Here is a 25,204-nt window from a genome sequence, read left to right on the forward strand (position 1 = left end):
CTCCGGGAACCTGCACAAGCCTCCGCGGACGGACCCGGTCGGCCCTCGTACAGGACCGTTCGGCCCTCGATACGGGCATCGGCCGGGCGGATGGTGGCCCTGTACGGGTGGTGCACACCAACCCTCTGCGCCCCTGCATGACGACGTATAGGAGGTCCGCTCGTGAAGCACACCCAGGTCGGCGAGGCGATGACGGCAGATGTCGTCTCGGTGGACCGGTCGGCGACGTTCAGGGAGATCGCCAAGCTCCTCGCCGACTACGACATCACCGGACTGCCCGTCGTGGACGAGGACGACCGGGTGGTCGGCATCGTCTCCGAGAGCGATCTGCTCGCCCGCAAGGCCCTGACGGCCGCGGACATCATGTCGGCTCCCGCTGTCACGGTCCACGCTCAGGAGAGCGCCTCGGAGGCCGGGCAGCTCATGACGCGCCTGGGCCTGCAACGCCTTCCGGTCACCGACGAGCAAGAACGCCTCATCGGCATCGTCACCCGGCGTGACCTCCTGCGCGTCTTCCTTCGCCCCGATGCCGACATACGGCGGCAGGTGAGCGAGGACGTGCTGTCCGGCAACATCGGGGCGCCCACCGGGGCGGTGGACATCCACGTCCTGGACGGTGTCGTGACCCTCGCGGGCCGGCTGGAACGGCAGAGCCAGGTGCCCCTCGCTCTACGGCTCACCGCACGACTGGACGGTGTCGTCGCCGTGGTGGACGAGCTCACCGCCCGCACGGACGACTCCCGTCTGATCCCGCCGGAGCGCGGAGCGCAACCCATCACCTGGTGACCGCGAAACACCCCACGCAGTCCGAGGAGGCCACCGTCATGAACCACCACGTAACCGTCGGCGTCGATGGCACCCCCGCGGAGTCTGGAACTCACACGTCAGCTGAAGGAGACGGAACCATGGCCAACCTTGTGACCGCCGGCCTCGACGGCTCGCGCGAAAGCGTCGCGGCGGCCCGATGGGCCGCGCACGAAGCCGACCTCCGAGGGGTGCCTCTGGCCCTGGTCCACGTGGAGGAATGGCTGGAACGGCCCCCTCTCCCCGTCGCGACCACCGAGGTCCGGCGCCAGTGGGCCGAGGGACTGTTGCGCGAAGCCTCCGAGGAGATCAAGCGGCTGTATCCGGATCTGGAGATCACCTCCCGCCGGCTGTCGGGGATCCCGGCCACGGCCCTGGCCCACGCGGCCGCCTCTTCGGACATCCTGGTGCTGGGTTCCCGAGGGCTCGGCGGCATCGCCGGATTCATCCTCGGGTCCATCGGCGCCGGCACCATCGCCGCGGCCGATCAGCCGGTCGTCCTCGTCAGAGCGCCGCACGGTGAGGCGACGCCTGCCGAGGGATCCGGTATCGACGGCCCGATCGTTGCGGGAGTGGACATCGGGCGCCCGTGTGACGCGCTCCTCTCCTTCGCCTTCGACGAGGCAGCACGCCGCGGGTGCGCCCTGCGGGTGCTCCATGCCTGGGCACCACCGCCGATCATCGGCTACGGCCCCCCTCTCGACCCCGGTGCCCAGGAGGAGATCGGGCAGGGGATCGCGACGGCCGTGGACGAGATGATCCGCCCCTGGTGCGAAAAGTACCCCTCGGTGGCAGTCACTCCCGAGGTGCGCATGGGCCAGTCCGCGATCCAGCTCGTGGACGCCTCCAAAGGTGCCGCGCTCGTCGTCGTCGGCAGACGCATCCGACGGTCCGCCTACGGCACCCACATCGGCGCGATCGCGCACGCGGTCCTGCACCACGCCACCTCGCCCGTCGCCGTCATCGCCCACGAGTGAACGCACCCGCGTTCCCCTGGACGGTCGGGTGCGCGCGGGCTTACGGGTACGCCGCCCCAGGCAGCACAGTTCGTCGGTGGCCCGGCGGCGGGTCTAGTCCACGGGAAGCCGGAACCACTGCTCGTCCCCGGCCGCCACCGCGACGGCCTGTTCGCCCGGCAGCATGAGGGCCAGAGGACCGTGGCGGGATTCCGGCACGGTGATGCCGAACCTGCCGTGGAGCAGTCGCACGCGGACACCGCGGTGTCCGCGGTGGCAGAGCGTGAACGCGACGGGCTCCATGTCCCGGAGGGGGACGGGATCGATGTACAGGCCTTCGGGGCCGGTCTCCAAGCCCGTGACGCCGCGCTCCGCCAGGTCGAGGGTGCCGGCCATGGCGCCGAGGTGGATCCCCTCCCCGGTGGTCCCGCCCTGAATGTCCGTGACGTCGCCGAGGAGTGCCTCCTCGCAGTACTTCCAGGCATCCGGATCCCTCTGGCGGGCCAGCACCCACCCGTGGACGAGGCTGCTGAGCGTCGATCCGTGGCTGGTGCGCGGCAGGTAGTACGCGACGGTCGCGCGCCACACCGCATCGTCGAGCCGGTAGCCGAGCCGGGCGAACAGGCCGTACAGCTCGGCAGGCCGGAAGAGGTAGCCGAGCATCATCACGTCGGCCTGTTTCGACGCCTGGTAGCGGTTGACCGTATCCCCTTCGGCTTCCAGGATCCGGTCGAGCCGGCGCACGTCGCCGTACCGGGCGCGGTAGGCCGCCCAGTCCAGCTCGGCCAGGTCTCCGTATCCCTCGAACTGGCTGATGACGCCCCGGTGGAACGGGACGTACAGACGGCGGGACACCTCTTCCCAGTGCTCCAGAGCGCCGCGGTCCAGGGCGAGCCGCTCGGTCAGTTCCGTCCGTCGAGCGGGGGGCAGTTCGTCGAGCAGTTCGAGCCCCTGGTTGATCACCCAGGCGGCCATCACGTTGGTGTAGGCGTTGTCGTCGATTCCGGGTTCCGCGGCCGCGGGATAGGCGTCGTGGTACTCGTCGGGGCCCAGCACACCGCGGATGCGGTAGCGCCCCCGTTGCGCGTCGTAGACGGCGGCGCCGGCCCAGAAGCGGGCGATCTCCAGCAGGATTTCCGCGCCGGGGCCGTACAGGAAGCCGGTGTCCCCGGTGGCCCGCCCATAACGGCAGACGTTCAGGGCTATGGCGGAGCCGACATGGCGCTGCAGGTGCGAGTGGTCGGGCAGCCAGCGGCCCGAGCGGGGATTGAGGTGCAGGGCCTGGCTCTCCTCCTGTCCCGAACTTCCGCTCTGCCAGGGGAACATGGCTCCGCTCTGTCCTGCCAGCCGGGCAGCATCACGGGCGGCCGGCAGCCGTCGGTGGCGGTACATGAGCAGGGCCCGCGCCACTTCGGGGAAGTGCAGCGTGATGTAGGGCAGGACGAAGAGTTCGTCCCAGAAGACGTGGCCCCGGTAGGCCTCACCGTGCAGGCCCCGCGCGGGGACACCCACGTCCAGCTCGGCGGTGTGCGGGGAGAGCGTCTGCAGCACATGGAAGAGGTGGAGGCGCAGGATCCGGCCCGCCTCCCCCGACACCGTCAACTCGCCTTGCTCCCACAGCCGTTCCCAGGCCGAGCGCTGTGCCGTGAGCAGGGCCGGGAATCCGGGTGCCCGCGAAGCGTGTGCGATCGCGCGCGGCAGGAGGTCTCCGGCCGGCCTGTCGAGGGAGGTGTACAGGGCCGCGGTCTTCACCACCGTCGCGGACCGTCTGGGAGCCACGGGCAGTCGATACGTCCGCACCGTCCCGGCCGCGGTGCGGCTCGTCATGACGGGTGCGCGAGGTCGCGTGACCGTCCTGACGGCAAGGGCGATTTCGGTGCGGGAGGAGGTGGTCCGGCAGGCGATCCACGCGACGCCGTGCGGCGCGAAGCCCGTCCGATGCTCCGTGAGGTGGTGACCGTCGAGCCCGCTGTAGCGCTCCACTCCCGCATTGGCCACGTCTCCGTCCAGCCCTGATTCCACTTCTATCAGGCCGCTCCATCCGTACGCGTGGAAGGTGGTCCGCTGGGCCGCGAGGTAGGGATCTCCCATGTGTACGACGCGGACGTGGGTGACGCCGAGGCGGCGGCCGCGGCCGCCCTGGAAGAGCATGTGCCGGGTGAGCGTCCCTCGGCGCAGGTCGAGCACCACCTCGTAGTGCAGCATCCCGGGATCGTCGGGAGTCAGCCAGTCTCCCGGGAGTCCGCCGTCGGCGACGCAGCGGTACCGCAGGGCCGTCCAGTTGGGCAGGTTGACCATGTCCTCGTTGTCGACCTGCTGTCCGGCCACGTGCGAGGTGAGCCGGTTGGAGCAGCCGGCGGCGTAGGTGGCGGGATAGTGCACGGGGCCCGCCGGGGTCTCGGGGGCCGCGCCGCGCGTGGCGAACCTTCCGTTGCCCAGTGTGCACAGGGCTTCGACCAGGCGCTCCGTTTGGGGGTCGTAGCGGTCGTACTCCCAGGTCCACGGGGCGGTCACGGTCGTGCCCCGCATACGAGGTCGGCAACCGTGAGGAGTTCGGCGCCGACCAGGTCCGCCCCGCGTTCCCGTAGTGCCCGTGCCGTGTCGGGGTTCTTCGTCCGGTCGAGGCCGACGACGAGGCCGAAATTGCCGCGTCGGCCTGCTTCGACACCTGCGAGGGCGTCTTCCACCACCGCACAGCGGGCGGGGTCCGTCCCGAGCCGTACGGCCGCTTCGAGGAACAGAGCGGGGTCCGGCTTGCCCGCGAGCCCCAGGTCGGCGGCGTCCGTACCGTCCACCACAGCGTCGAAGCAGCCCAGAAGGGAGGCCGATCCGAGAAGCGGCCGGGCATGCCGGGAGGCCGATACGGCGGCACAGCACACGCCGTGCGCCCGCAGCCGGGCGAGCGCCGGAGCGACGTCGGCGAAGGCATGAACGGCCCCGGACCGCAGCGTGCGTACGAACGCCGCCTCCTTGCGCGCGGCCACCGCCCAGACCGTGTCGTCGCCCGGTGCGTTGTCGGGGCTGCCGGTCGGCAGGTCGATGCCACGGGAGTTCAGAAAGGAACTCGCCCCGTCCAGCCGGGGCTTGCCGTCGACCCACTGACGGTACTCACGGTCCGCGTCGAAGGGAGGCTGCCGCCCGTTCCCGGACGCGGCCCAGGCGTCCAGACAGCTGTCGAAGGCAGCCTTCCAGGCCGCGGCGTGCAGCCGCGCCGAGTCGAGCAGTACCCCGTCCGTGTCGAACACGACGGCATGCGGGGCGCTCACCCGGATCCCACACGACGGCCGGTCATCCGGGTGGGGGTAATGGACATCCAGTGCGTGCGGGGTCCGCCGGCCCAGGGGAGCGAGCGGGCGACCGAATACAGGTGGCTGACCCGCTCCCCGTCCGTGACACCGGACACCTCGCCGACGCCCATGACGCTCCAGCCCTCTCGCATCGCGTCGTCGATGTGGTCCACCTCGAAGGCGACCTCAGTCCCGGATGCCTCGGCGAGCCGCGAGTCGGCCGCCGTGCGGAACGCGATCTCGTTTCCCACAACGACGTAGTTGACGGGGAAGACGGCGAGTCCTTCCATGCCGGAGAACCCGATCCGGCCGATGCCGTGGGTGGAGAGCAGGCGCAGGCACTCGGCCTCGCTCAGCACCCTCGACTCGGAACCGCGCATCGCTGTCCCCATGCTGGGGGGAATGTCGGTCGTTCTCCCGGTCAGCTCGTCAACGGTGGTCCCCAGCCCGTCCGCGAGACCCACGAGCATGCCCATGCTGGGCGCTGCCGCCCTCTCCTCCACATAGGCGATGTACGACGCGGCGGCCCCGCAGCGCTCCCCGAGTTCTTCACGCGTGAGTCCCAGCTCTTCGCGGCGGGCGCTCACGCGTCGTCCGAGGTCACCACGGGCAGCCGGAACCTTGATCGGGGACGCATCTGCTGTGGTCTCTCCCATGATCGTCACACCCTTGTTGTTCGAATGTCGTTCGAAGCCGGTACGGGAACTTGGCGACGCCTTGGGCGCCAACCTCAGGCTGTACCCGCTACGGGTGCACGGACAGGGCCGGACGGTCCCCTACCGCGGCCCGTCGGGCCCATGCGACCCTCTCCTCGGGGTGTGACGGTGGAGGCCGGTTTCCCCTGCCGGAGGCAGGCCCGTCATATCCGAGGCAGCGTCGATTCCGCCCCGCATACCGCTGTCCGATTCCGGAACCAGTCGGCGGTGAAGTTCCGTGGTCATCGCGTGGACGGCACGGGTCAGTTCCGTATTGGTCTTGAGTTCCAGCTCCTGCTCGACGAAATCGTGGTCGGCCTTGGCCTGCTGGAACGCGGCCTGCCGGTTCTGTCCGATCATGACGAACGTCGACAGGAAGATCGCTTCCAGGGAGACGACGAGCGTCAGCATCGGCCAGGGATTCGCCTCTACGAACAGCATCCAGAGGGCGAAGCCGATCGCGTGGAGATAGACGAACGGCATGGAGCCGGCGAACTTCGTGATCGCGTCAGCGACGCGCAACTGGACATCGGCGGCCTGACTCGTGCGGTGTGCGACGACAACCGGATGGTGCCGCGCCTCGTCCTCGGTTGCGTTCACCTGCCCGCCTCGGGACGGGCACCCGTGACGCGGCTCTGCGTCCCGCATCGTCTCAAAACCATCGGCCCTTCTCGGCGTACCGCCAGGGCCCGCCGTCGGCCGGGGCGACGTGACCCGGCAGAGACCCAGCCCGCCCACACTCCACCCCCCGCCGGCGGCACAGAAGGGGCCGACCGGCCCCATATGGGGGCCGGTCCCACCCTTCCCGCCTCCGGCCCCGTAGGAGCACGGTTCACGCATCGACTCAACCGGCGCATGCGCCGGCCTGCGGTTCGAAGGAGCGCTCATGACCACCACGTACCGGATCGCGGAGCTGGACGCGCACTGGCGTGCCGCGAACTATCTGGCCGTCGGCCAGATCTACCTCTTGGACAACCCGCTGCTCGCCGAGCCGCTGCGGCCTGAGCACATCAAGCCGCGGCTGCTCGGCCACTGGGGCACCGCCCCCGGCCTGAATCTCGTCCACACCCACCTGAACCGGGTGATCAAGGAGCGTTCGCTGGAGGCCCTTTGCGTGTGGGGACCCGGCCACGGCGGGGCGGCGGTACTCGCCAACTCCTGGCTGGAGGGCACGTACAGCGAGACCTATCCGGACATCGGCCGGGACGCGGACGGGATGCGCGGGCTGTTCCGCCAGTTCTCCTTCCCCGGCGGCGTGCCGAGTCACGTCGCGCCGGAAACGCCGGGCTCCGTCCACGAGGGCGGTGAGCTCGGCTACTCGCTGGCCCACGCGTACGGGGCCGCCTTCGACCATCCCGGCCTGCTGGTGGCCTGCGTCATCGGCGACGGCGAGGCGGAGACGGGGCCGCTGGCCGCCTCCTGGCACTCGAACAAGTTCCTGGACCCGGTCCACGACGGCGCCGTCCTGCCGATCCTGCACCTCAACGGATACAAGATCGCCAATCCGACCGTGCTGTCGCGGATCCCCGAGGCGGAGCTCGACGCGCTGCTGCGCGGTTACGGGCACGAGCCCCTCTACGTCTCCGGCAGCGACCCCGCCCTCGTCCACCCGGCCATGGCCGGAGCCATGGACCGGGCCCTCGACCGGATCCAGGCCATCCAGCGGGAAGCCCGGGCGGCAGGCACGGTTCCGGGCGCTGAACGTGCGCTCTGGCCGATGATCGTCCTGCGGACTCCCAAGGGCTGGACGGGTCCCGCGACCGTCGACGGGCAACCCGTCGAGGGCACCTGGCGCGCGCACCAGGTGCCGCTCGCAGGTGTCCGCGAGAACCCTGAGCATCTGGGGCGGCTGGAGAACTGGATGCGGTCGTACCGGCCGGAGGAGCTCTTCGACGCCGAGGGCCGCCCCGTCTCCTCCGTACGGGCCTGCGTACCGGAGGGAGAGCGCCGCCTGGGCGCGAGCCCGTACGCCAACGGCGGCCGGCTGCTGCGCTCGCTCCCGCTCCCCGCCCTCGACGCGTGGGCCGTCCCCGTGGAGAAGCCCGGAAGCACCCTGCACGAGCCGACCCGCGTCCTGGGCCGCTACCTCGCCCAGGTCATGCGGGCCACCGCCGGACGGCGGGACTTCAGGGTCGTGGGGCCGGACGAGACGGCGAGCAACCATCTCGACGACCTGTACGACGTGACGGGCAAGGCCTGGCAGGGTACGACCCAACTCACCGACCAGAACCTGTCCCGGGACGGCCGGGTCATGGAGATCCTCTCCGAGCACGTGTGCCAGGGCTGGTTGGAGGGGTATCTCCTCACCGGCCGCCACGGTCTGTTCTCCACGTACGAGGCCTTCGCCCACATCGTCGACTCCATGGTCGGCCAGCACATCAAATGGCTCAAGAGCGCCCGCGAGCTGAGCTGGCGCGCCCCCGTCGCCTCCCTCAACTACCTGCTCACCTCGCACGTCTGGCGCCAGGACAGCAACGGCTTCTCCCACCAGGACCCCGGATTCGTCGACCACGTCCTCAACAAGAGCCCCGAGGTCGTACGGGTCTACCTGCCGCCGGACGCCAACACCCTCCTCGCGGTGGCCGATCACGCGCTGCGCAGCCGTGACCAGGTCAACGTGATCGTCGCGGGCAAGCAGCCCTGCTTCGACTGGCTGCCCATCGGAGAGGCCCGCGCGCACGTGGCGCGCGGCGCCGGAGTCTGGGAGTGGGCGGGGACCGACCACGGCTCCCGCGAGCCGGACGTCGTGCTCGCCTGCGCCGGCGACGTGCCCACCATGGAGGTCCTGGCTGCCTCGGCCCTGCTCCGCGAGCACCTCCCCTGGCTGGCCGTCCGGGTCGTCAACGTCGTCGACATCGCCCGGCTGATGCCCCACGAGGAGCACCCGCACGGAATGACCGACACCGAGTACAACGCCCTCTTCACCACCGACAAGCCGGTGGTCTTCGCGTACCACGGCTATCCGTGGCTGATCCACCGTCTCGCCTACCGCCGGACCGGCCACGCCCAGCTACACGTCCGCGGCTACAAGGAGTCCGGCACGACCACCACCCCCTTCGACATGGTCGTGCGCAACGACCTCGACCGGTATCGGCTCGTGATGGACGTCATCGACCGCGTCCCCGGACTCGCAGACCGCGCGGCGGCCCTGCGCCAGAGCATGTGCGACGAGCGGATCCGCCACCACGACTGGATCCGCGCCCATGGAACCGACCTGCCGGAGGTCGCCGACTGGTCCTGGCCCTACTGATCGCCCGCCCGGGGCGGTACGGGTGGGCCGTGTGGGTCGGGGAAGGTACCGAACGGCCCTTACCGGGCCGGGCCCCATGGGCGGAGGGTGGAGGAGGACCCGAACGGAGAACCGCCATGAGCACCTCTTCCCCCCACCGGCTCACCTCCTCCCCCATCCGCTTCGACCACGCACTCTCCCCTGAGCACTGCGGCAGTCTGCTGGCCCTGGCCCACGAGGCGAACTTCGACGCCGGCGCGCGCCTGTTCAACCAGGGCGGGCACGCCGGCCGGTTCTGGGTCGTCCGGTCGGGCAGCGTCGGCATGGACGTGCACGTACCCGGCAGGCAGGCCGCGGTGGTCGAGACAGCCGGCCCTGGCGAGCTCGTCGGCTGGTCCTGGCTGTTCCCTCCCTACACCTGGCACTTCGGCGCCGAGGCCATGACGCCGGTGCGTACCGACGAGTTCGACGCCGCCGCCGTGCGCGAGCTGATGGACGCCGACCCCGCGCTCACCTCGGCCATGTGGCAGTGGGTGGGGCAGGTGCTCGCCCACCGGCTCGTCTCCGCCCGGATCCGACTCCTCGACCTGTACGCACCCCACGGCAGCGGAAGCCGCATCTGAGACAATTGTCCCCAGACGTATCCGACCCGAGGGTGTGGCGTGGATGTCCGATGCACCAGATGCCGCCCCGGCACCCATCCGGGTGTTCCTCCTCGACGATCACGAGGTCGTCCGGCGCGGACTGCACGACCTGCTGGACTCCGAGCCGGACATCGAGGTGGTGGGCGAGGCGGCGACGGCCGCCCAGGCCCTCGCCCGGGGGCCCGCCCTGCGGCCCGACGTAGCCGTGCTCGATGTCCGGCTGCCCGACAGCGACGGCATTACCGTCTGCCGTGAGCTGCGCTCGCGCATGCCGGGCCTCGCCTGCCTCATGCTGACGTCCTTCGACGACGAGGAGGCCCTGCTCGACGCCATCATGGCGGGCGCGGCCGGGTACGTCCTGAAGCAGATCAAGGGTTCGGACCTGGTCGCCGCCATTCGGACGGTGGCGACGGGCCAGTCGATGCTCGACCCCGCGACGACAGCCCGTCTGATGAGTTCGCTCCGGGACCCGACCGCCGGGAAGCCGTCCGGAGACAAGCGGCTGACGGTGCTCTCCGAGCGCGAGCGAGCCGTACTCGAACTGATCGGCGAGGGCCTCACCAATCGTCAGATCGGCAAACGGCTCTTCCTGTCCGAGAAGACGGTCAAGAACCACATCTCGCGGCTGCTCGCCAAGCTGGGTGTCGAACGCCGCGTGCAGGCCGCCGTCATCGCCGCCGAGGTGCGTGAGCACGACGACGCTGGCCGCTGAGGCCCGGGCTCACCGGGCAGGCTCGATCGGGATCCGCCAGTCCAGACGGGTTCCGCCACCATCCGGGCCCGGCGAGACGGACAGCCCTCCCCCGCGGGCCTCGGCGCGCTCCGCGAGGTTGCGCAGACCGCTCCGACGGCCACCGTCCGTGACGCCCACACCGTCGTCACTCACCGTCACGGCGAGCACCCCGTCCGCCAGGACGATCCCGACCTCCGCCCGCGCCGCTCCCGCATGGCGGGCCACGTTGGTCAGGGCCTCTCCGAGCACGGCTATCACGTCGTCGGCGACCGGCACCGGAACATCGGTGTCGATCAGCCCCTCCATGCGCAGGGCGGGCGCGAAACCGAGCAGCGCCGCCGCGTCACCCACGGCACGAACCGCACGGACCCGGAGCCTCGGGGTACTGCCCGCCTCTTCGTGGTCGCGGAGTCCGAAGATCGTCGACCGGATGATCTTGATCGTCTCGTCAGGTCGTCGATCGACCGGTTCAGCCTCTCGGAAGCCTCTGGGTGCTCCACGAAGCGCTGTGCGCTCTGCAAGGTCATTCCCGTGGCGAAGAGCCGCTGGATCGCGAAATCGTGCAGATCCCGGGCGATCCGGTCGCGGTCCGCCAACAGGCTCACCTGCTCACTGTCCCGGCGCCGGTCGGCCAGCTCCAGCGCGAGGGCCGCCTGCCCCGCGAAGCCGGGCAGGGGTGCGACCTCGGCCGCGGCGAACGCCGGCCGCCCCGTACGCCGTGCCAGCATCAGCACTCCCCGCAGCTTCGCCCTCGTGCCCACCGTGACCGCCACGGCCGGCCCGAAGCCCGTCCACGTGTCCGGCTGCGCCGCGGCCCGGGCATCGGTGGCCACATCGGCCAAGGTGATCAGTCCGTCCCGGGCCAGGATGACGGCGGCCAGGATCCCCTCGCTGCCGGGCAGCACGATCCCGCGGTGCGCTTCGGCGCCCTCCCCCAGGGCCAGCGAGCCGCGCAGCTCGCCGCCGGTCCCCACCTGGTAGAAGACGCACATCTCGGCCGAGATGATGTCCCGGGCCCGCTCCAGCATGCCTTCCAGCACCTCGATCTCGGAGGAGCCGGACAGCAGCGCGCTCGTGAAATCGGAACTGGCCGCCAGCCAGCGCTCCCGGAGCCGGACCTCCTCGTACAGACGGGCGTTGTCCACGGCGACGCCGGCGGCAACCGCGAGGGTGGACAAGACCCCCTCGTCTTCCGCGTCGAAGCCTTTCCCGCCCCGCTTCTCCGTCAGGTAGAGGTTGCCGAACACCTCGTCCCGGACCCGGATCGGTACGCCGAGGAAGGAGCGCATCGGCGGGTGGTGCTCGGGAAGGCCGGCGGAGGCCGCGTGCTCCGAGAGGTCTCCCAGGCGCAGTGGCCGGGGGTGCCTGATCAGCTCGCCCAGCAGTCCGTGTCCGGTGGGCAGGGCTCCGATCCGCGCCCGGAGCTGGTCGCTGATGCCCACCGGGAGGAACTCGGCGAGTTTCTCGTCGTCCCCCACCACGCCCAGCGCACCGTACTCCGCGTCCACGAGGACCACTGCGGCCTCCACGATGCCGCGCAGCACCTGGGCCAGGTCCAGCCCCTGCCCCTGACCCAGCGACATGACCGCCTCCAGCAGGCCCGTCAGCCGGTCACGGGTGTCCCGCGCGTCAGTGACCTGCGCCTGGAGCACGTCCAGCCTCGGCTGCGGAATCCGGCTCGCCGACGGGTCTCGATCGTCCCCGGCCATGGACACCTCCGGCGGCGTCGAAGGGCTCCGCTTACCCGCCCGGCCTTCAGCCTAGTCCTCCTGCGCCCGGCCTGCGGCCGTCTCGATCAGCATGCGGCGCCGGGCCTCCACAGCAGCCTTCTCGACCTGGGCGATCAGGACCGAGGCCGCCGACACGCTCCTTTCCACGTCGGTGTTCACCGTCAACGCGGGAAACTCCTCGCCTACGCGGTCGGCGACGGACTTCAGACCGCGGACATGGCGGCCGGGCGAACTCGTCGACGTCGTCGAGCATGGTGACCACGGTTCCGGCGTACTGGAGTACGTTCCACACGGTCAGCAGGCGCAACGTTGCTTCGCACAGCTCTGCTTCGCGGGCGGCGCGGCGCGCGCATTCGAGGTCGTACCCGTCGCGAACCGCGGCCAGCACCACGACCGTCGCGTCGGGCTGCCTCGGCGGCGGCCCAGAGCGGCGCTGTCAGCGCGGTGTCTGATCCGTCGACGCCGACGACGACCGAGCCGAGGTCCGGACGGTGCTGAGTGGAGCCTTCCGTGGCTTCCTCCTCTGTCGAACAGCGGCGGGGGTGTCGTCACACTGCCACCCTGACCGCGCGAGGAATGGGCCGCAGTGGTCAGTCCAGGCACCGAAGGTCCCTTGCCCTCTACGCACCGCCTCATCGACCCCCTCACCGCTGGGGACCGGTCAGTCCTGGCACAGGACCCGTTCGGCCCTCGCACCGCGGGCGGACGCGGCGGATGGTGGCTGGTGAGGGCGCTCCGCACGATGCGCTCACTGGCCGAAGCCGACAGGAGGGCCAGAGATGAAGCACGCCAAGGTCGGCTTCCTGATGACCGACGAGGTCGTCTCGGTCCTCGGGAGGACTCCGTCCGCGGACGCGGCCGCGCTGCTCGTCGAACACGACATCAGCGGCATGCCGGTCCTGGACGCGGACGAGCGCGTCCTCGGGGTCATCTCTCGGACCGATCTGCTCGCCCAAGACCACCTCACCGCTCAAGACTTGATGACCGCGCCGGCCGTCACGGTCCACGCCGAACAGACCGTCACCGAGGCCGCCCGCCTCATCACCCGACGCGGGGTGACGCGACTGCCGGTCGTCGACGAGGAGGACCGTCTGGTCGGCATCGTGACGCGACGGGACCTGCTCCGCGTGTTTCTGCGCCCGGACCACGAGATACACCGGGTGCTCGTCGAGGAGGTGCTGGCGGACACGATGGGTGTCGGTAGCGATGCCGCGAGCGTGGGTGTCGTGGACGGGGTCGTCACCTTGGACGGCCGACTGCCCAGGAGCAGCCAGATTCCCGTCGCGCTCCGGCTCGCCGGGCAGTCGGACGGTGTGGTCGCGGTCATCGACCGGCTCACGGCCCATTCCAACGACACCCGCACCCTCACCCGGACCGCTCCGCCGGACCGCGGCGCCGAAGACGTTCGCCGCTGATGCGGGATGTGGACCGTTCGGCCCCTGCCCGCCCCATCCGCACCGCGCGAGCATGGAGGAGAGGCGGGCTCGCCGCACCCGGTCACACCCGTGCGGCGCCCTGCAGACGGACCCGGGCCATCCCCTTGCTCCGCCACCGCACTTCGTGAGGAGCACCTTCATGGAAGTCCTGATCTTCGCCCTGATCGCCCTGGCCGTGGTCGCCCTGATAGGGCTGACCATGGCGCTGAAGATCGTCAAGCAGTACGAGCAGGGCGTGCTGTTCCGCTTCGGCCGGCTCACCGGGACCCGCGCGCCGGGCCTGCGGGTCATCGTGCCGTTCGCGGACGTCCTGCACCGGGTGTCCCTGCGGATCGTCACCATGCCCATCCAGTCCCAGGGCATCATCACCCGGGACAACGTCAGCGTCGACGTCTCCGCGGTCGCCTACTTCCGCGTCGTCGACGCCGTGAAGTCGGTCATCGCCATCGAGAACGTGGGCGCGGCCATCAACCAGATCGCGCAGACCACACTGCGCAAGGTCGTCGGGCAGCACACCCTCGACGAAACCCTGTCGGAGACCGACCGCATCAACCTGGGCATCCGGGAGATCCTCGATGTCACCACCGCCGAATGGGGCGTTGAGGTCACCCTGGTCGAACTGAAGGACATCCAGCTGCCCGACAGCATGAAGCGCGCGATGGCCCGCCAGGCCGAGGCCGAGCGGGAGAAGAGGGCCAAGATCATCAACGCGGAGGGCGAGTCGCTGGCCGCCGCCGCACTCGGCGACGCCTCCGACACCATGATGGCCCACCCCCTCGCCCTGCAACTGCGCAACCTGCAGAGCCTCGTGGAGATCGGCGTCGACAAGAACACCACCGTGGTCTTCCCCGCACCGCTCATGAGCACCATCGGCGAACTCGGCGCCTTCCTCGCCCGCGAATCCGCGGCCGCGACCCTCCAGACACCGCGCACGGCGGAGATCACCACGCCGCTCCCCAGCCCGTCCCCGCCGAACGGAGCGCGAGCGGTCAAGACCACGTAACCGAAAGTCGGCGGCGCCGCCGTGCGGAGGACGCTCTCCGTACGGCGGCGCCGACTGCTGTGCTGTGGGGCGCGTTCAGTGAGTCGCCGCGAGTTCGGCGCCGATCCGACGGGCCCTGTTGTTCCAGCGGCCGGCGTACAGCGAACCGCCCAGGACCACGCCGTCGTAGCCACGGACGTCGTCCACGTCCTGGGCTGGCGCGACGACCACCTCGAAGCCGTCGTCGCGCAGTGACCTGCCGATCTCTTCCGCGATGCCGGCGGTCGCGCCGTGCTTGCTGCCGTAGGCGACCAGTACCCGTTGTGCGCTCATGGGCCCGCCTCCTTCCTGTCTTCTCAGTACGGCAGGACGCGCCCCGACGGCGTGCGCAGGTCGAGGGGCGGCGGGCGGTGCGGCCGTGGCCGGGGTACCGAGATCTGGATCCGAGGCATGGTGGATCACCTCTTCGGGAGCGAGACCGGAACAGGCCCGCACTCCAGAATCACCCGGTGGGACATTCGCTTGGCAGGGCCGACGGGGACAGAGGTGGGGGCCGACCGGCCCCCACCTCAGCACCGGCGACGTGGCGCACCGGGGCCTTCACGCCTTCTGTACGCGCGACGGGTTCGATGCGGCCAGGTCGTCGTGGCGCGGCCCGCCCAGCACGACCTTCAGCGCGCCCGTCTCACCGGCACGGGAGAACACCTCGTACGCCTCTTCCATCTGTCCCAGCTCGAAACGATGGGTGATCAGCGACGAGGTCGGCAGGCGGCCCGCCGCCAGCATGCGCAGCAGCATCGGTGTGGAGCTGGTGTCCACGAGCCCGGTGGTGATGGTGACGTCTTTGATCCACAGGTCTTCGAGGTGCAGGGTCGCCGGCTTGCCGTGGACGCCGACGTTCGCGACCCGGCCGCCGGGGCGGACCATGCGGGTGCACATCTCGAAGGTCTCGGACACGCCGACGGCCTCCATGACCACGTCCGCGCCGAGTCCGTCGGTCAGGTCGCCCACGAGCATTTCCGGTTCCTCAGCGGCGTTCACGACCGCGTCCGCCCCCAGCTCGCGGGCCTTCGCCAGCCGAGACGGCTCGAGGTCCACGGCGATGACGCGGGCCGGCGAGTAGAGCCGTGCCGTGGCGATGGCCGCGAGTCCTACGGGGCCGGCACCGACCACGACGACGGTGTCCCCGGGCCGCACGTTGCCGTTCAGCACTCCCACCTCGTAGGCGGTGGGGAAGATGTCCGCGAGCAGGACGGCGTCGGCGCTGTCGACCGTGCTCGGCAGCGGGTGCGCGGAAAGGTCGGCGAACGGCACGCGGACGTACTCGGCCTGCGTGCCGTCGATGGTGTGCCCGAGCACCCAACCGCCGCCCCCGCGGCACTGCCCGTAGCGGCTCTCGCGGCAGAACAGGCACCGATGTGAACGTTCGCGTTATTCCCCAGGGGTAAGTTCACGTAATTCCCCAGGCTCTGGAGCGCGGACGGGGCTCGCGGTTGGTCCTGTTCGATGGATCTTCGATCGGGTCTGAGAGGATCAGGCTGGGTGGAGGGGTCGAATAGTGGAGGTTGCAGGTTGGCGAGCGTGGCGTGGCTCCCGTATGACTCGAGTGCTCTCGCAAGCCTTGGTGTGGGAGCGGGAGCGGTGTCTGACCTGGGCGAGCGGGGGCTGCCGGCTGACTGTAATCGCATGTTTGTGAGGGACTTGGATCGAGAGTTGTCGGTCCGGGATCTTCCCCAGGGCCGGGCCGCGTTCCTCGGCGCGTTCGAGGACGGCGCCAACACTTACTGGCTGCTGATCGACAGCTGTGAAGTCTGGATGGTCCGCGGTTATGAAGGCGACGTGGACGAGCAGTACGGGTTGGTCAACTCCTCGGTCGCGGGTCTCCAACGCATGCTGAAGATCTGGGAGGCCTTCGTCTACTCGGGCAAGAGCGAAGCCGAAGACGACTACGAGGACTTCGTTGAAAACGTGATCGAGCAGGCCCGTCAGAGTGATCCGGACGTGTTCGAGGACGAAGACTCCTGGTGGTCACGCGTCTTTGAGGAAGTCGAGCTCGGGGCGCTTGGTCCCGAAGAAGCGTAGGCCACCACCCATCAGGCTCGACCTAGCGGACCGGGGGTTTGGAGGGCGTGTCGGTGGGGTTCTTGGGCCGCTTGTTCGGTCGGTAGCTGGGGCCGTTCATGATGACCTGGTGGCTGGTGTTGATCAGCCGGTCCAGGAGCGACTCGGCGACGACGGGGTTGGGGAAGAGCGGATACCAGTCGCTGGGTGCCCGGTTGCTGGTGATGATCAGGGACCTGCCCTGCCGTTCACTGACCAGCTCGTAGAGGTCATCGGCCTGGGCCGCTCCGAGCTGGCGCATGGCGAAGTCGTCGAGGATGAGCACGTCGGGCCGTACCAGCTCACGGATCCGCTTGTCCCAGGTGCGGTCCGCGTGGCCGCCCGCGAGGTCCGCGAGGATCCGACTGGTCTTGGCGAAGCGGACGTGGGCGCCCTGGCGGACGGCGAGGTGGCCGAGGGCCTGGGCGACGTGTGTCTTTCCGACCCCGACCGGACCAAAGAGGATGACCGACTCGCCCGAATGGAGCCAGCGCAGGGCTCCGAGGTCGCGGATCTGGGCAGCGGGCAGCTTCGAGGAGGCGGTGAAGTCGAACTCCTCCAGGGTGACCTGTTGCTCGAACTTCGCGCGGGTCAGGCGCCGTTGGAAGGCGACGGTCTCGCGGCGGGTGATCTCGTCCTGGCAGAGGACCTGCAGGAAGTCCAGGTGCCCGAGTTCGCCGCCGTGGGCCTGGGCCAGGCGGGCATCGAGGGTTTCCAGCATCCCCGAGAGCCGCAGCGACTTCAGCGACTCACGCAGGGCAGAATCCATCACGCTCATCAGATGCTTTCCTCAGCTTCGCCGTGGACCTGGTCGTCGTGGAGTTCATCCGCCGTCTCGGACGGGGCGACGGAGGCGAACAGTCGCTTGGGCCCGTGGAGGAAGGCCGCGGCTCCCGCGTCCCCGCTCGATTCGGGCTCCGGATCGGTCTCGGTGCCGGCGATCAGGATGCCCTTGATGGTTCGGTAGGACGGATCTCCGACCGTGATGGCCCTCGCGCAGGCGGCCTCCAGCCTCGCGTCGCCGTACTTCTTCTTCAGCCCGAGGATCCCCTGGGCGGCGCGGAGCCGGTAAAGCGCGTTGACTTCCAGCAGCTGGTCGACCACGGTCCGGCAGGCGTCACCGACCTCGGATGCCTGGGTCCGGCACCAGATCGGCGTGCGCATCTGGAAGGCGATCTTCTCCGGCGGGTAGTCGGTCCTGTCGGTTCGTTTTCCCTGCTCAAGTGCCACGTGGGTCTTGACGAGGTCGCCGTCGAGGAAGACCTGCACCATCGTGGCAGTCGAGCGGACATCGACCCGGCGGCCGATCAGTTTCCAGGGAACCGAGTAGAGGGTGCGGCCGACCTTGACGTGGATGTCCGGACCGACCACCGCCGTCGACCAGCGGGCCAGCACGAACGGAGTGGGCGGCAGCGGCAACAGGGTCTCGGCTTCGATCGCCTCGAACACCGCCATCGGGGCGGCTCCCTGCAAGGGCCGGCACTGGCGTCGGCCGGCCACCTTCTGGCTCCAGGTCACAGCCTCGGCCTGCATGTGCTCGATCGAGGTGAACTCCCGCCCGCGCCAGAACGAGTCCCGGATATAGGGCATGGGCCTCTCGACCCGCGGCTTGTCCTTGGGCCGGGCAGCACGGGCCGGATCGACCAGTGCCCCGTAGTGGGTGGCGAGCTCGGCATACGCCTTGTTGATCTTCGGATCGTAGAGATCAGGCTTGTCGACCCCAGTCCGCAGGTTGTCCGGCACCAGCCGGCGCGGGGCGCCCCCGAAGTAGCGGAAGGCGGCGACGTGGGCCTCGGTCCAGGCGTGCTGGTGCAGATAGAGGACCGGGCGGACGAACATGTGCCGCGAGCACGGCAGCACCATCACAAAGGCCCAGATCCGGTGCCTCTTGCCGGTCTTCGGATTGGTCCACTGGCCTAGGTGGCCGTAGTCGATCTGGGCCTCCGAGCCCGGCTCGACGTCATCGCGCAAGACCGTGACCTGCGACCTTGTAGTCTCGTCGGGCAGCGTGGCATGCACCCAGCGGCGGAACGAGGAGATCGACACGTCCAGCTTGTGCTCGTCTCGCAGCCGCTGGTGGATCGTGGAGACGGTCACCGTCCCCAGCAGGTTCTTGATGTAGTCGCGGTGCTGGTCGATGTCGGGCCAGGTGATCTGCCTCAGCCGCCGGTCCACGAGTTCGGGGAACCAGCTCTTGATCAGCTTGGCCCAGTCGGCCTCCCGCATCGGCGGCCCGCCAGGCGTGATCCCGGACGCCTCCGCCGGCTCCAGGTACTTCCTGATCGTCTTGCGGTCCACCCCCAGCGACGCGGCCAGCTCGCTCTTCGAGCGGCCCGCGTACCAGTGGACGTAGATCTCGGAGATGTCGACCACGACGAACGTTCTCCTTGCCATCCGGGCTGACCATCGGCCTTCCGAACCACAGGCCCAGGGCCGCCCACGCACCTCCGCGATGACCAGGTCCCTCGATCCCGAACTCCGTCGTACCCATGGCCAATTAGGAGAAGTCGGGATGAGGAATTACATGACGCTCAAACCACCCGAGATGGGGAAAAACGTGAACGCTCACAACCGACCGCACGAGGAGATGCAAGAGACCAGGACCCGGTCGCCGGGACGGACCGAACGGACGTCACCGCCACTCTCCACCACCGTGCCCACGGCCTCGTGACCGAGCACACGGCCTGGAGTCACCTCCGGCAGGTCACCCTTGACGATGTGCAGGTCCGTACCGCAGATCGTCACGGCGTCGACGCGCACGATCACGTCGGCGGGATCCTTGATCGCCGGATCCGGCACCTCCTGCCACGCGGTGCTTCCCGGTCCCTGGAAGACGAGTGCCTTCATGACGCCACCTCTCCATGTCTCCCGTGCTCCGGCAAAGGTCACCTCAGGCTGTCCCCGCAGCCCGGTTCCCGGACAGGGCCGGACGGTCCCGCACCGGGGCCCGACAGGCCCCTCCGGCCCGTGCCGTGGAGGTGTGATGGTGGATGGAGGGTCTCCTTCACCGGGGGACGGCCGCCGATCTCCGGGACAGCCCCGGAAACCCTTCGCCTTCTCAGAGGACCACCACGCCATGACCTCCAGCCCACGTCTCGTCCGCGACGTGATGACGAGAACCGTCGTCAGCGTCACGCCCCTCGCCGAGTTCAAGGAGATCGTCGCCGTCATGAAGCAGTGGCGAGTGACGGCAGTACCGGTCATCGAAGGCGGGGGCGAGGGCAATCGCACGGCCAGGGTCATCGGTGTGGTCTCGGAAGCCGACCTGCTTCCGAAAGAGGAGTTTCGCGATCACGACCCCGGTCTCATCGAGCAGATGCGGCGGCTCGGTGACACGCTGAAGGCCGGCTCAACCCTGGCCAAGGACCTGATGACGGATCCCGCCGTCACCGTTCGGCCCGACACCACCCTGGCCCAGGCGGCCCGGCTCATGGCGGAACGGCACATCAAACGGCTCCTGGTCGTCGACCCGGCCGGCACCCTCCAAGGCATCGTCAGCCGCACCGATCTGCTCAAGGTGTTCCTGCGCCCGGACAGTGAACTCGCGGACGAGATACGGCGCGAGGTGGTCGGCCGACTGTTCCCCCTTGCACAGCACCGGGTACGGGTCGACGTCCACAACGGCGTGGCCACCCTCTCCGGCGGCATCCTCGACGCCTCACTCATTCCGGTGGCGGCACGTCTCGCACGCGCCGTGGAAGGCGTGGTCGACGTCAACTGCGCGCTGACCACCTCGGTCGCGCAGACGGCCGGGGCACAAACACTCCGCCTCAGCGGAAGTATCTGATCAGAACCCCTTCCGATCTCCGTACCGGAGTAGAATGGAGTTACCGGGAGTATTTCGTGCATCGGATGCAACTCAGGTGTCATTTCCGGCGATCAATACGCCGGGCCGTCGAACTGCGAGCGGCCCGGGGACAGGTCTTCATCATGACCGTCATCCTGGAACGCACCGCACCTGCCACACGACCCGCGCCTCCCGCTGCCGCGCCTCCTCGCCCCGCTCGCCTCGTGCTCACGCCGAAGACCACCCTCGCCGGGCAGCTGGACGGCGCCTGGTGGCCCCGCTCCCGTGACCTCGCAGCCGAACTCCCCGCTCTCGTCGCCGCTTTGGCAGAGCCCTGGGGGCGCATCACCCGCGTCACCGTGAACCCCACCCGCTGGCCCGTCATCCCACACAAGGTCCTCGTCGCCGGGCACACCCTGCACGTGGGCTGGTTCACCGAACAGGCCCCCGACAAGCTGATCCTGTTCTCCTACACCGTCGGCCGCTGGGACCTCCTCGTCGTCCCGCCCCAGACAGCACCCGCCTCCGCGGCCCGCCTGATGGCTGCCGCCGCCGTCCCCGGCAGCGTTCTGACCTCCCGCGCTCTGATCGCCGCCGAAGCCGTCATCGGCCGAATTCCCGACCTCCGGAACCGCGAAGACGCCTGGGAGAGCGAAGGCGGGGCGCGCGCATCCGACATCGGCTCCCTCGCCAGGCTGCCGGTCGGACCGCTGTCCGCCGGCGCCTGGTGGTGAACGCTGCCATGCCTGGCCGGTGCGGAGGAGGGGGTGCCGGGTCCGCGCGCGTGCAGGTCAGACCACCTGCGCAGTCGATTTTCGCAGGTCAGCGGCGTGAGGGAGACGACGTCAAGAAGATCTCCTCCTGGGCGACCATCCTCTAGCGGACAGCGTCGATCGGCAGCAGGCGTGTGGGCCGAAGGCCTTCAGCAGCCGCGAAGTCTCCGCGACCAGCCTGAATCCCCGGAGGCCAAGATGCTGATCGGGGTGGCGCAGTGCACGCATCGCTCCTTTGTGGTGAACCGGGTCGGGACCGTAGCCCAGCCCCGGTTGGGCATGTCTTTGAGGTAGGCATCGCGCGGCGCGGGATGCAGTTGGACTCGCGGCGGATGGCCTGGAGCCGGCGTCCCGGCCGTACCGCTCGAGGCCGCGTGAGAGCTGAGCGAGCATCGCCCCTGGCGCCGGCGTCGACACCGTAGGTCCTGCTCGCCTTTCGACAGACAACCCGGTTCGCTGGGAGACCACTTGGTCTGTTTGCACCTTCTGCCTCCAGTTGATGCGAACACCCCGCTTAAGGCTTGCGATAGAGCTCAGATCCCGCTCCCTACCCACCTTGACCCGACTCAAGTGCCAGCCTGGACACTCGATGCCACCCAGGAGACTCAACCCCTTGCGGGAGAAATGTCTTATTTGCCTGGATGCCTATCAGGCTTAGAGGAGACCAGTCGGTCTGTTCAGCTGGAGCTCAGTTTGGGACGCCAGTTGCGCACGCGTCAAGCGGAATCGACCACGGATGCGCGGCCGGGGGCCAGTTGCTCACGCGGCATCGTCACGAGGAAAGCTCGACGAGCCACAATCCGTACAATCCCGGCAAACGTGACACAAGCTGTCATCGGTGAGCGGATCGAGGCTTACGCGATCTCTCAGGCTGTGAGAGTCTCACTTTCGGCTTGGAGATCACGAGTGAGCTCGCCAGGGCGGAACCGTGTCCTGACGGGCGCCGGCGCGAGTATCACGTGGGCAGGAAATCACCGGAGACTGAATCCGAGCACCCACGTGACGACAGAAGGAGTTCAGAAACGTGCCCGAGGCACACAAGCTGTCCAGGGCGCAGTCAGACCGCGCCAAGTGGACGTACGGAAAGATCCTTGATGCGGCCGGCCTTGTATTCGAGCGGAACGGATACGAGGGAGCGTCGGTCAATGAGATCATCCGAGTTGCAGCCGTAACCAAGGGTGCCTTCTATTTTCACTTTCGGTCGAAGAAGGACCTCGCGGTAGCGATCCTGGAATCGACTCTTCAAGTCGACGGGCTCGTCCCGCAGGAAATCAAGCTTCAAGAGGTGGTCGACGCCGGATTGATCCTGAGTCACAGGATCTCTCGGGACCCGAAAATCATGGCTGCATTGCGCCTGTCGCTGACCCATGAGGCTCGAGATGTCTACGGAACCCCGTGGCCTGAATGGATCAAATTCAACACCGCACAGCTGGACGAAGCCCAACGACGAGGCGAGATCGGCTTCGATGTGAAAACTGCCGACCAGGCGCACCAGATCTCCGGTACTTGGTCAGGCCTCGTTCTGACAGGTCACTCCATCTACGGGAACCTCGATGGCCTCGAAGAACGGATTGCGACGATGTACGAGAATCTCATGATCGTCATCGCACATCCACGGATACTCAAGCAAATCGACTACTCGCCCACTCGGGGCCGGGATCTCTATCAGGCCTTCCTCGACCAGCGGCCCTGAGGGCCCGCGCCCCTTCCGTGAAGCGCGTGTGAACCAAGGGCGTTTTGCGCCGTCTGTTCATAAAAGCGACTATTATTCGAACTCTCAAATGTGCGGTGTGGCGCAGATCGGTGTGGGGAAGCTCTCCTTCTGCGTGGAAGTTCAACGGTGAGGGTAGGCAGCGCTGGCCATCACTGTTCGATCTTGCAAGAAAGAGTTGCTTTGAACATTTCCACGGCTACTGTCGGCGTCGACCGGCGGGCGTTGACGGCCACTTTTTCTCGGCTGCGAACAGAGGCTGGACAGTCGGATCCACTACCATCCTATCGGCAACTCGCGAAAATGGGAGAGGTCATCCCTGCGCCATGGGGCGGATACATTGTCACGTCCTACGCTCTCTGTGACCAGATCCTTCGAGACAAGACTTGGAGCGTTCCCGATGCCGACTGGCGGAGAAACCATTCGGCACGATGGAATTCGCCCGCCTCGCAGCAGATGGCCGCGTCTCTGCCGATGCTCAACCCGCCCCACCACACGAGGGAACGGCGGTCTCTGGGGAGCCTCTTCCCACACAGCTCACTCGCAGTCCTTCGTCCGTCCGTGGAGCGGGCCGTCGACCGGCTGCTCGCCGACTTCACGGACCAACTGCGCCATGGGCCGGCCGATTTCCACACACTCGTCAGCGAAGAACTGCCCATCATCGCCATCGGCGAGTGGATGGGGATACCTGCCACCGACTACGGACTCCTGCGCACCCTGACGCACGACCAGGTTTTCGCGCAGGAGCTCTTCCCCACGCCGAGCCAGCTGGCCCTCTCCGATAGCGCCACGACGCAACTTCGAGCCTACTTCGCCGATTTGATCCGAGCCCGCCGTAAGGAACCGGGGAGCGACCCGGTTTCGGCGTGGATTCGGACCTGGGATGCGCTCGAACCTGACCGGCACCGCGCAGACCAAGCCGTTCACGCCATCGCGCTCTTCATGATTCTCGCGGCGCTGGAGACGACCTCCCACGTCCTGTCCACGTCGGTGCGCCTGCTCCTCGAACACCCCGAGCATCTGGAAGCACTACGCCGCGATCCTGAACTCATCCCGGACGCCGTCGATGAAGTACTGCGCTACGACGCCCCCATCCACATGATCAGCCGTGTGGCCTCGACGGAGACCCGGCTCGGAGACACCCTGGTGCCGGCCGGCCAAATGGTGCAGCTCATGGTGGGGGCCGCCCATCACGATCCCGCACGCTACCCAGACCCCCATCGTTTCAGCCCCCGTCGCGGGGCGTCCCACCTGGCCTTCGGAGCAGGAATCCACTACTGCGCAGGCAACGCCCTGGCCCGGTTGGAAGCCGTCACCCTGCTCACCGCACTCCTCGGTCGCTCGATAAGGCCGCGCCTGAGCGGACCCCCACGCTGGGCGCCCCGCGTAGCCTTCCGACGGATCACGTCCCTGCAACTCACCCTCACCTGACCACCCACTCGAGAAGCGAGACAAAGCCCCACATGCTCACGGACTTCAAAACCCTCCAGGTGACCGACGAAGGCCCCATCCTCAGGGTGGAGCTCAACCGCCCCGAGACGGGCAACAGCGTCGACGGCCAGATGCTCAGCGAACTGCTGCAGGTCCTGCGCGCCCTGGAGGACGACAGCACCGTCCGCGTGATGGTGCTGTCCGGTGCGGGAGACCACTTCTGCCAGGGAGGTGACCGCGCGGAGTTCCCCACACTGCTGGAGAGGGACCCGTCCGGCTCCGAGCTGAGGTCCCTCGCCGACAAGGCCCAGCGGGTGTGCTCGACGCTCTCGCAACTGAGACTCGTCACCATCGCCCGCCTCCACGGCGATGTCATAGGCGCCGGCCTCGGCCTCGCGGTCTTCTGCGATCTGCGCGTCGGAGCGGACACCTGCCGATTCCGGATGCCGGAGGTCGGCCTCGGAGTCCCGCCCGCCTGGGGCGGTGTCCTTCCCCGTCTCGCGGAAGAGGCGGGACAGGCCTGGGTTCGCCGGCTCCTGCTCACGGCCGAGCCGTTCGACGCCGCCAGGGCGGAGCAACTGTCCATCCTGCATGAGGTGGTGCCTGCAGCTGATCTCGACGCTGCAGTCGCGCGCTGGGCGAAGCCGATCATTCGTCGTGACCCGACTACCGTGCGGATCACGAAGAGCATGCTGAACGCGCGCGCGGGCGCAACTCAGCTTGCCGTCGCCTCTCACTTCGACGACGAGTTGCTGACGGCTGCCGTCGCCAGGCGGGCGTTGCATCGGCGGTGACTCCAGGCGGGTGCAACGCCCGCCTGCGAGCGACTGATCGTCGGGAGCCCGGATTCTCGGCAACCGGGCGAGGAGGAAGTGAGGGGCTGTCCGCGATCGGCATCGACATCGG

21 protein-coding genes and 3 pseudogenes are annotated in these 25,204 nt (G+C 68.7%); 13 read left to right on the forward strand and 11 right to left on the reverse strand.

The features are described 5' to 3' along the window. The first annotated feature begins 162 nt into the window (after positions 1-162). Together ACE1OC_RS09155 and ACE1OC_RS09160 are read left to right on the forward strand one after the other, a co-directional pair. Positions 163-786 (forward strand): CBS domain-containing protein, encoded by a 624-nt coding sequence (locus ACE1OC_RS09155; protein ID WP_407836581.1) that lies wholly within the window; start codon positions 163-165, stop codon positions 784-786. 119 nt (positions 787-905) lie between these two features. Then, positions 906-1,781, forward strand: coding sequence for a universal stress protein (locus ACE1OC_RS09160; RefSeq protein ID WP_407836582.1), 876 nt, complete (start codon positions 906-908; stop codon positions 1,779-1,781). 93 nt (positions 1,782-1,874) lie between these two features. On the opposite strand, the gene ACE1OC_RS09165 is transcribed toward ACE1OC_RS09160, so the two are convergent. From ACE1OC_RS09165 to ACE1OC_RS09180, 4 genes are all read right to left on the reverse strand, one after another. After that, the gene (locus ACE1OC_RS09165; RefSeq protein WP_407836583.1) at positions 1,875-4,289 is read right to left on the reverse strand and encodes a glycoside hydrolase family 65 protein; all 2,415 of its coding nucleotides are present in this window, start codon (positions 4,287-4,289) and stop codon (positions 1,875-1,877) included. Then, the gene (locus ACE1OC_RS09170) at positions 4,271-5,026 is read right to left on the reverse strand and encodes an HAD family hydrolase (RefSeq protein ID WP_407836584.1); all 756 of its coding nucleotides are present in this window, start codon (positions 5,024-5,026) and stop codon (positions 4,271-4,273) included. Before ACE1OC_RS09170 ends, ACE1OC_RS09165 begins: the two co-directional genes overlap by 19 nt. Further along, positions 5,023-5,703 (reverse strand): helix-turn-helix domain-containing protein, encoded by a 681-nt coding sequence (locus ACE1OC_RS09175; protein WP_407836585.1) that lies wholly within the window; start codon positions 5,701-5,703, stop codon positions 5,023-5,025. The genes ACE1OC_RS09170 and ACE1OC_RS09175 overlap by 4 nt, the downstream gene beginning before the upstream one ends. A 120-nt stretch (positions 5,704-5,823) precedes the next feature. Further along, positions 5,824-6,342 carry a DUF1003 domain-containing protein gene (locus tag ACE1OC_RS09180; RefSeq protein ID WP_407836586.1) on the reverse strand — a complete coding sequence of 173 codons (519 nt, stop codon included), beginning with the start codon at positions 6,340-6,342 and terminating at the stop codon, positions 5,824-5,826. A gap of 286 nt (positions 6,343-6,628) precedes the next feature. Here ACE1OC_RS09180 and ACE1OC_RS09185 point away from each other — a divergent pair, with 286 nt between their 5' ends. The 3 genes from ACE1OC_RS09185 (at position 6,629) to ACE1OC_RS09195 (ending at position 10,327) form a co-directional block, all read left to right on the forward strand. Beyond that, positions 6,629-8,992: a phosphoketolase gene (locus ACE1OC_RS09185; protein WP_407836587.1), complete on the forward strand. Its 2,364-nt coding sequence runs from the start codon at positions 6,629-6,631 to the stop codon at positions 8,990-8,992. 116 nt (positions 8,993-9,108) lie between these two features. Continuing rightward, positions 9,109-9,594, forward strand: coding sequence for a Crp/Fnr family transcriptional regulator (locus ACE1OC_RS09190; protein ID WP_407836588.1), 486 nt, complete (start codon positions 9,109-9,111; stop codon positions 9,592-9,594). A gap of 43 nt (positions 9,595-9,637) precedes the next feature. Continuing rightward, positions 9,638-10,327 (forward strand): response regulator, encoded by a 690-nt coding sequence (locus tag ACE1OC_RS09195; protein ID WP_407836589.1) that lies wholly within the window; start codon positions 9,638-9,640, stop codon positions 10,325-10,327. A 9-nt stretch (positions 10,328-10,336) separates the two neighbouring features. Here ACE1OC_RS09195 and ACE1OC_RS09200 read toward each other — a convergent pair. Together ACE1OC_RS09200 and ACE1OC_RS09205 are read right to left on the reverse strand one after the other, a co-directional pair. Further along, positions 10,337-12,057: pseudogene (locus ACE1OC_RS09200) on the reverse strand (GAF domain-containing protein). Positions 12,058-12,108: 51 nt separating this feature from the next. Further along, positions 12,109-12,243: a hypothetical protein gene (locus tag ACE1OC_RS09205; RefSeq protein WP_407836590.1), complete on the reverse strand. Its 135-nt coding sequence runs from the start codon at positions 12,241-12,243 to the stop codon at positions 12,109-12,111. Between the two features lie 614 nt (positions 12,244-12,857). Between ACE1OC_RS09205 and ACE1OC_RS09210 the strand changes: the two genes are divergently transcribed. After that, a complete protein-coding gene (locus tag ACE1OC_RS09210; RefSeq protein ID WP_407836591.1) occupies positions 12,858-13,493 on the forward strand; it encodes a CBS domain-containing protein in 636 nt (211 codons plus the stop codon). Positions 13,494-13,653: 160 nt separating this feature from the next. Further along, on the forward strand, positions 13,654-14,517 hold the full coding sequence (locus ACE1OC_RS09215) for a slipin family protein (RefSeq protein WP_407836592.1): 864 nt from the start codon (positions 13,654-13,656) through the stop codon (positions 14,515-14,517). A gap of 75 nt (positions 14,518-14,592) precedes the next feature. Here ACE1OC_RS09215 and ACE1OC_RS09220 read toward each other — a convergent pair whose 3' ends face one another. Beyond that, the gene (locus tag ACE1OC_RS09220; RefSeq protein WP_407836593.1) at positions 14,593-14,829 is read right to left on the reverse strand and encodes a flavodoxin domain-containing protein; all 237 of its coding nucleotides are present in this window, start codon (positions 14,827-14,829) and stop codon (positions 14,593-14,595) included. A 267-nt stretch (positions 14,830-15,096) separates the two neighbouring features. After that, positions 15,097-15,912, reverse strand: a pseudogene (locus tag ACE1OC_RS09225) (zinc-binding dehydrogenase); the annotation flags it as partial. A gap of 165 nt (positions 15,913-16,077) precedes the next feature. On the opposite strand from ACE1OC_RS09225, the gene ACE1OC_RS09230 reads away from it, so the two are divergent. Beyond that, the gene (locus ACE1OC_RS09230) at positions 16,078-16,578 is read left to right on the forward strand and encodes an SUKH-4 family immunity protein (RefSeq protein ID WP_407836594.1); all 501 of its coding nucleotides are present in this window, start codon (positions 16,078-16,080) and stop codon (positions 16,576-16,578) included. A gap of 22 nt (positions 16,579-16,600) precedes the next feature. On the opposite strand, the gene istB is transcribed toward ACE1OC_RS09230, so the two are convergent. The 3 genes and pseudogenes from istB to ACE1OC_RS09245 all read right to left on the reverse strand — a co-directional run. Further along, entirely contained in the window at positions 16,601-17,374 is a 774-nt protein-coding gene (gene istB / locus ACE1OC_RS09235) for an IS21-like element helper ATPase IstB (RefSeq protein ID WP_407836595.1), read from the reverse strand. Beyond that, positions 17,374-18,969: an IS21 family transposase gene (gene istA / locus ACE1OC_RS09240; protein WP_407841519.1), complete on the reverse strand. Its 1,596-nt coding sequence runs from the start codon at positions 18,967-18,969 to the stop codon at positions 17,374-17,376. The genes istB and istA overlap by 1 nt, the downstream gene beginning before the upstream one ends. 198 nt (positions 18,970-19,167) lie before the next feature. Then, positions 19,168-19,443, reverse strand: a pseudogene (locus ACE1OC_RS09245) (alcohol dehydrogenase catalytic domain-containing protein); the annotation flags it as partial. A gap of 229 nt (positions 19,444-19,672) precedes the next feature. Here ACE1OC_RS09245 and ACE1OC_RS09250 point away from each other — a divergent pair. The 5 genes from ACE1OC_RS09250 (at position 19,673) to ACE1OC_RS09270 (ending at position 25,092) form a co-directional block, all read left to right on the forward strand. Continuing rightward, entirely contained in the window at positions 19,673-20,383 is a 711-nt protein-coding gene (locus tag ACE1OC_RS09250) for a CBS domain-containing protein (protein ID WP_407836596.1), read from the forward strand. A 143-nt stretch (positions 20,384-20,526) separates the two neighbouring features. Beyond that, positions 20,527-21,117, forward strand: a complete 591-nt coding sequence (locus ACE1OC_RS09255) for a DUF5994 family protein (protein WP_407836597.1) — start codon at positions 20,527-20,529, stop codon at positions 21,115-21,117. Between the two features lie 1,063 nt (positions 21,118-22,180). After that, a complete protein-coding gene (locus ACE1OC_RS09260; RefSeq protein ID WP_407836598.1) occupies positions 22,181-22,849 on the forward strand; it encodes a TetR family transcriptional regulator in 669 nt (222 codons plus the stop codon). A 579-nt stretch (positions 22,850-23,428) separates the two neighbouring features. Next, entirely contained in the window at positions 23,429-24,298 is an 870-nt protein-coding gene (locus ACE1OC_RS09265) for a cytochrome P450 (RefSeq protein ID WP_407836599.1), read from the forward strand. Between the two features lie 32 nt (positions 24,299-24,330). Beyond that, positions 24,331-25,092 carry an enoyl-CoA hydratase/isomerase family protein gene (locus ACE1OC_RS09270; protein ID WP_407836600.1) on the forward strand — a complete coding sequence of 254 codons (762 nt, stop codon included), beginning with the start codon at positions 24,331-24,333 and terminating at the stop codon, positions 25,090-25,092. Positions 25,093-25,204: the final 112 nt, after the last annotated feature.

Origin of the sequence: Streptomyces stoeckheimensis, from assembly GCF_045822005.1 — a bacterium.
Lineage (GTDB): Bacteria > Actinomycetota > Actinomycetes > Streptomycetales > Streptomycetaceae > Streptomyces > Streptomyces stoeckheimensis.

Bases quoted from the DNA above. Each gene is read 5' to 3' on its own strand.
- ACE1OC_RS09160 (WP_407836582.1), top strand. From the start codon at position 906: ATGGCCAACCTTGTGACCGCCGGCCTCGACGGCTCGCGCGAAAGCGTC.
- ACE1OC_RS09165 (WP_407836583.1), bottom strand. From the start codon at position 4,289: ATGCGGGGCACGACCGTGACCGCCCCGTGGACCTGGGAGTACGACCGC.
- ACE1OC_RS09175 (WP_407836585.1), bottom strand. From the start codon at position 5,703: ATGGGAGAGACCACAGCAGATGCGTCCCCGATCAAGGTTCCGGCTGCC.
- ACE1OC_RS09185 (WP_407836587.1), top strand. From the start codon at position 6,629: ATGACCACCACGTACCGGATCGCGGAGCTGGACGCGCACTGGCGTGCC.
- ACE1OC_RS09190 (WP_407836588.1), top strand. From the start codon at position 9,109: ATGAGCACCTCTTCCCCCCACCGGCTCACCTCCTCCCCCATCCGCTTC.
- ACE1OC_RS09195 (WP_407836589.1), top strand. From the start codon at position 9,638: ATGTCCGATGCACCAGATGCCGCCCCGGCACCCATCCGGGTGTTCCTC.
- ACE1OC_RS09210 (WP_407836591.1), top strand. From the start codon at position 12,858: ATGAAGCACGCCAAGGTCGGCTTCCTGATGACCGACGAGGTCGTCTCG.
- ACE1OC_RS09215 (WP_407836592.1), top strand. From the start codon at position 13,654: ATGGAAGTCCTGATCTTCGCCCTGATCGCCCTGGCCGTGGTCGCCCTG.
- ACE1OC_RS09220 (WP_407836593.1), bottom strand. From the start codon at position 14,829: ATGAGCGCACAACGGGTACTGGTCGCCTACGGCAGCAAGCACGGCGCG.
- istB (WP_407836595.1), bottom strand. From the start codon at position 17,374: ATGAGCGTGATGGATTCTGCCCTGCGTGAGTCGCTGAAGTCGCTGCGG.
- ACE1OC_RS09250 (WP_407836596.1), top strand. From the start codon at position 19,673: ATGACCTCCAGCCCACGTCTCGTCCGCGACGTGATGACGAGAACCGTC.
- ACE1OC_RS09255 (WP_407836597.1), top strand. From the start codon at position 20,527: ATGACCGTCATCCTGGAACGCACCGCACCTGCCACACGACCCGCGCCT.
- ACE1OC_RS09270 (WP_407836600.1), top strand. From the start codon at position 24,331: ATGCTCACGGACTTCAAAACCCTCCAGGTGACCGACGAAGGCCCCATC.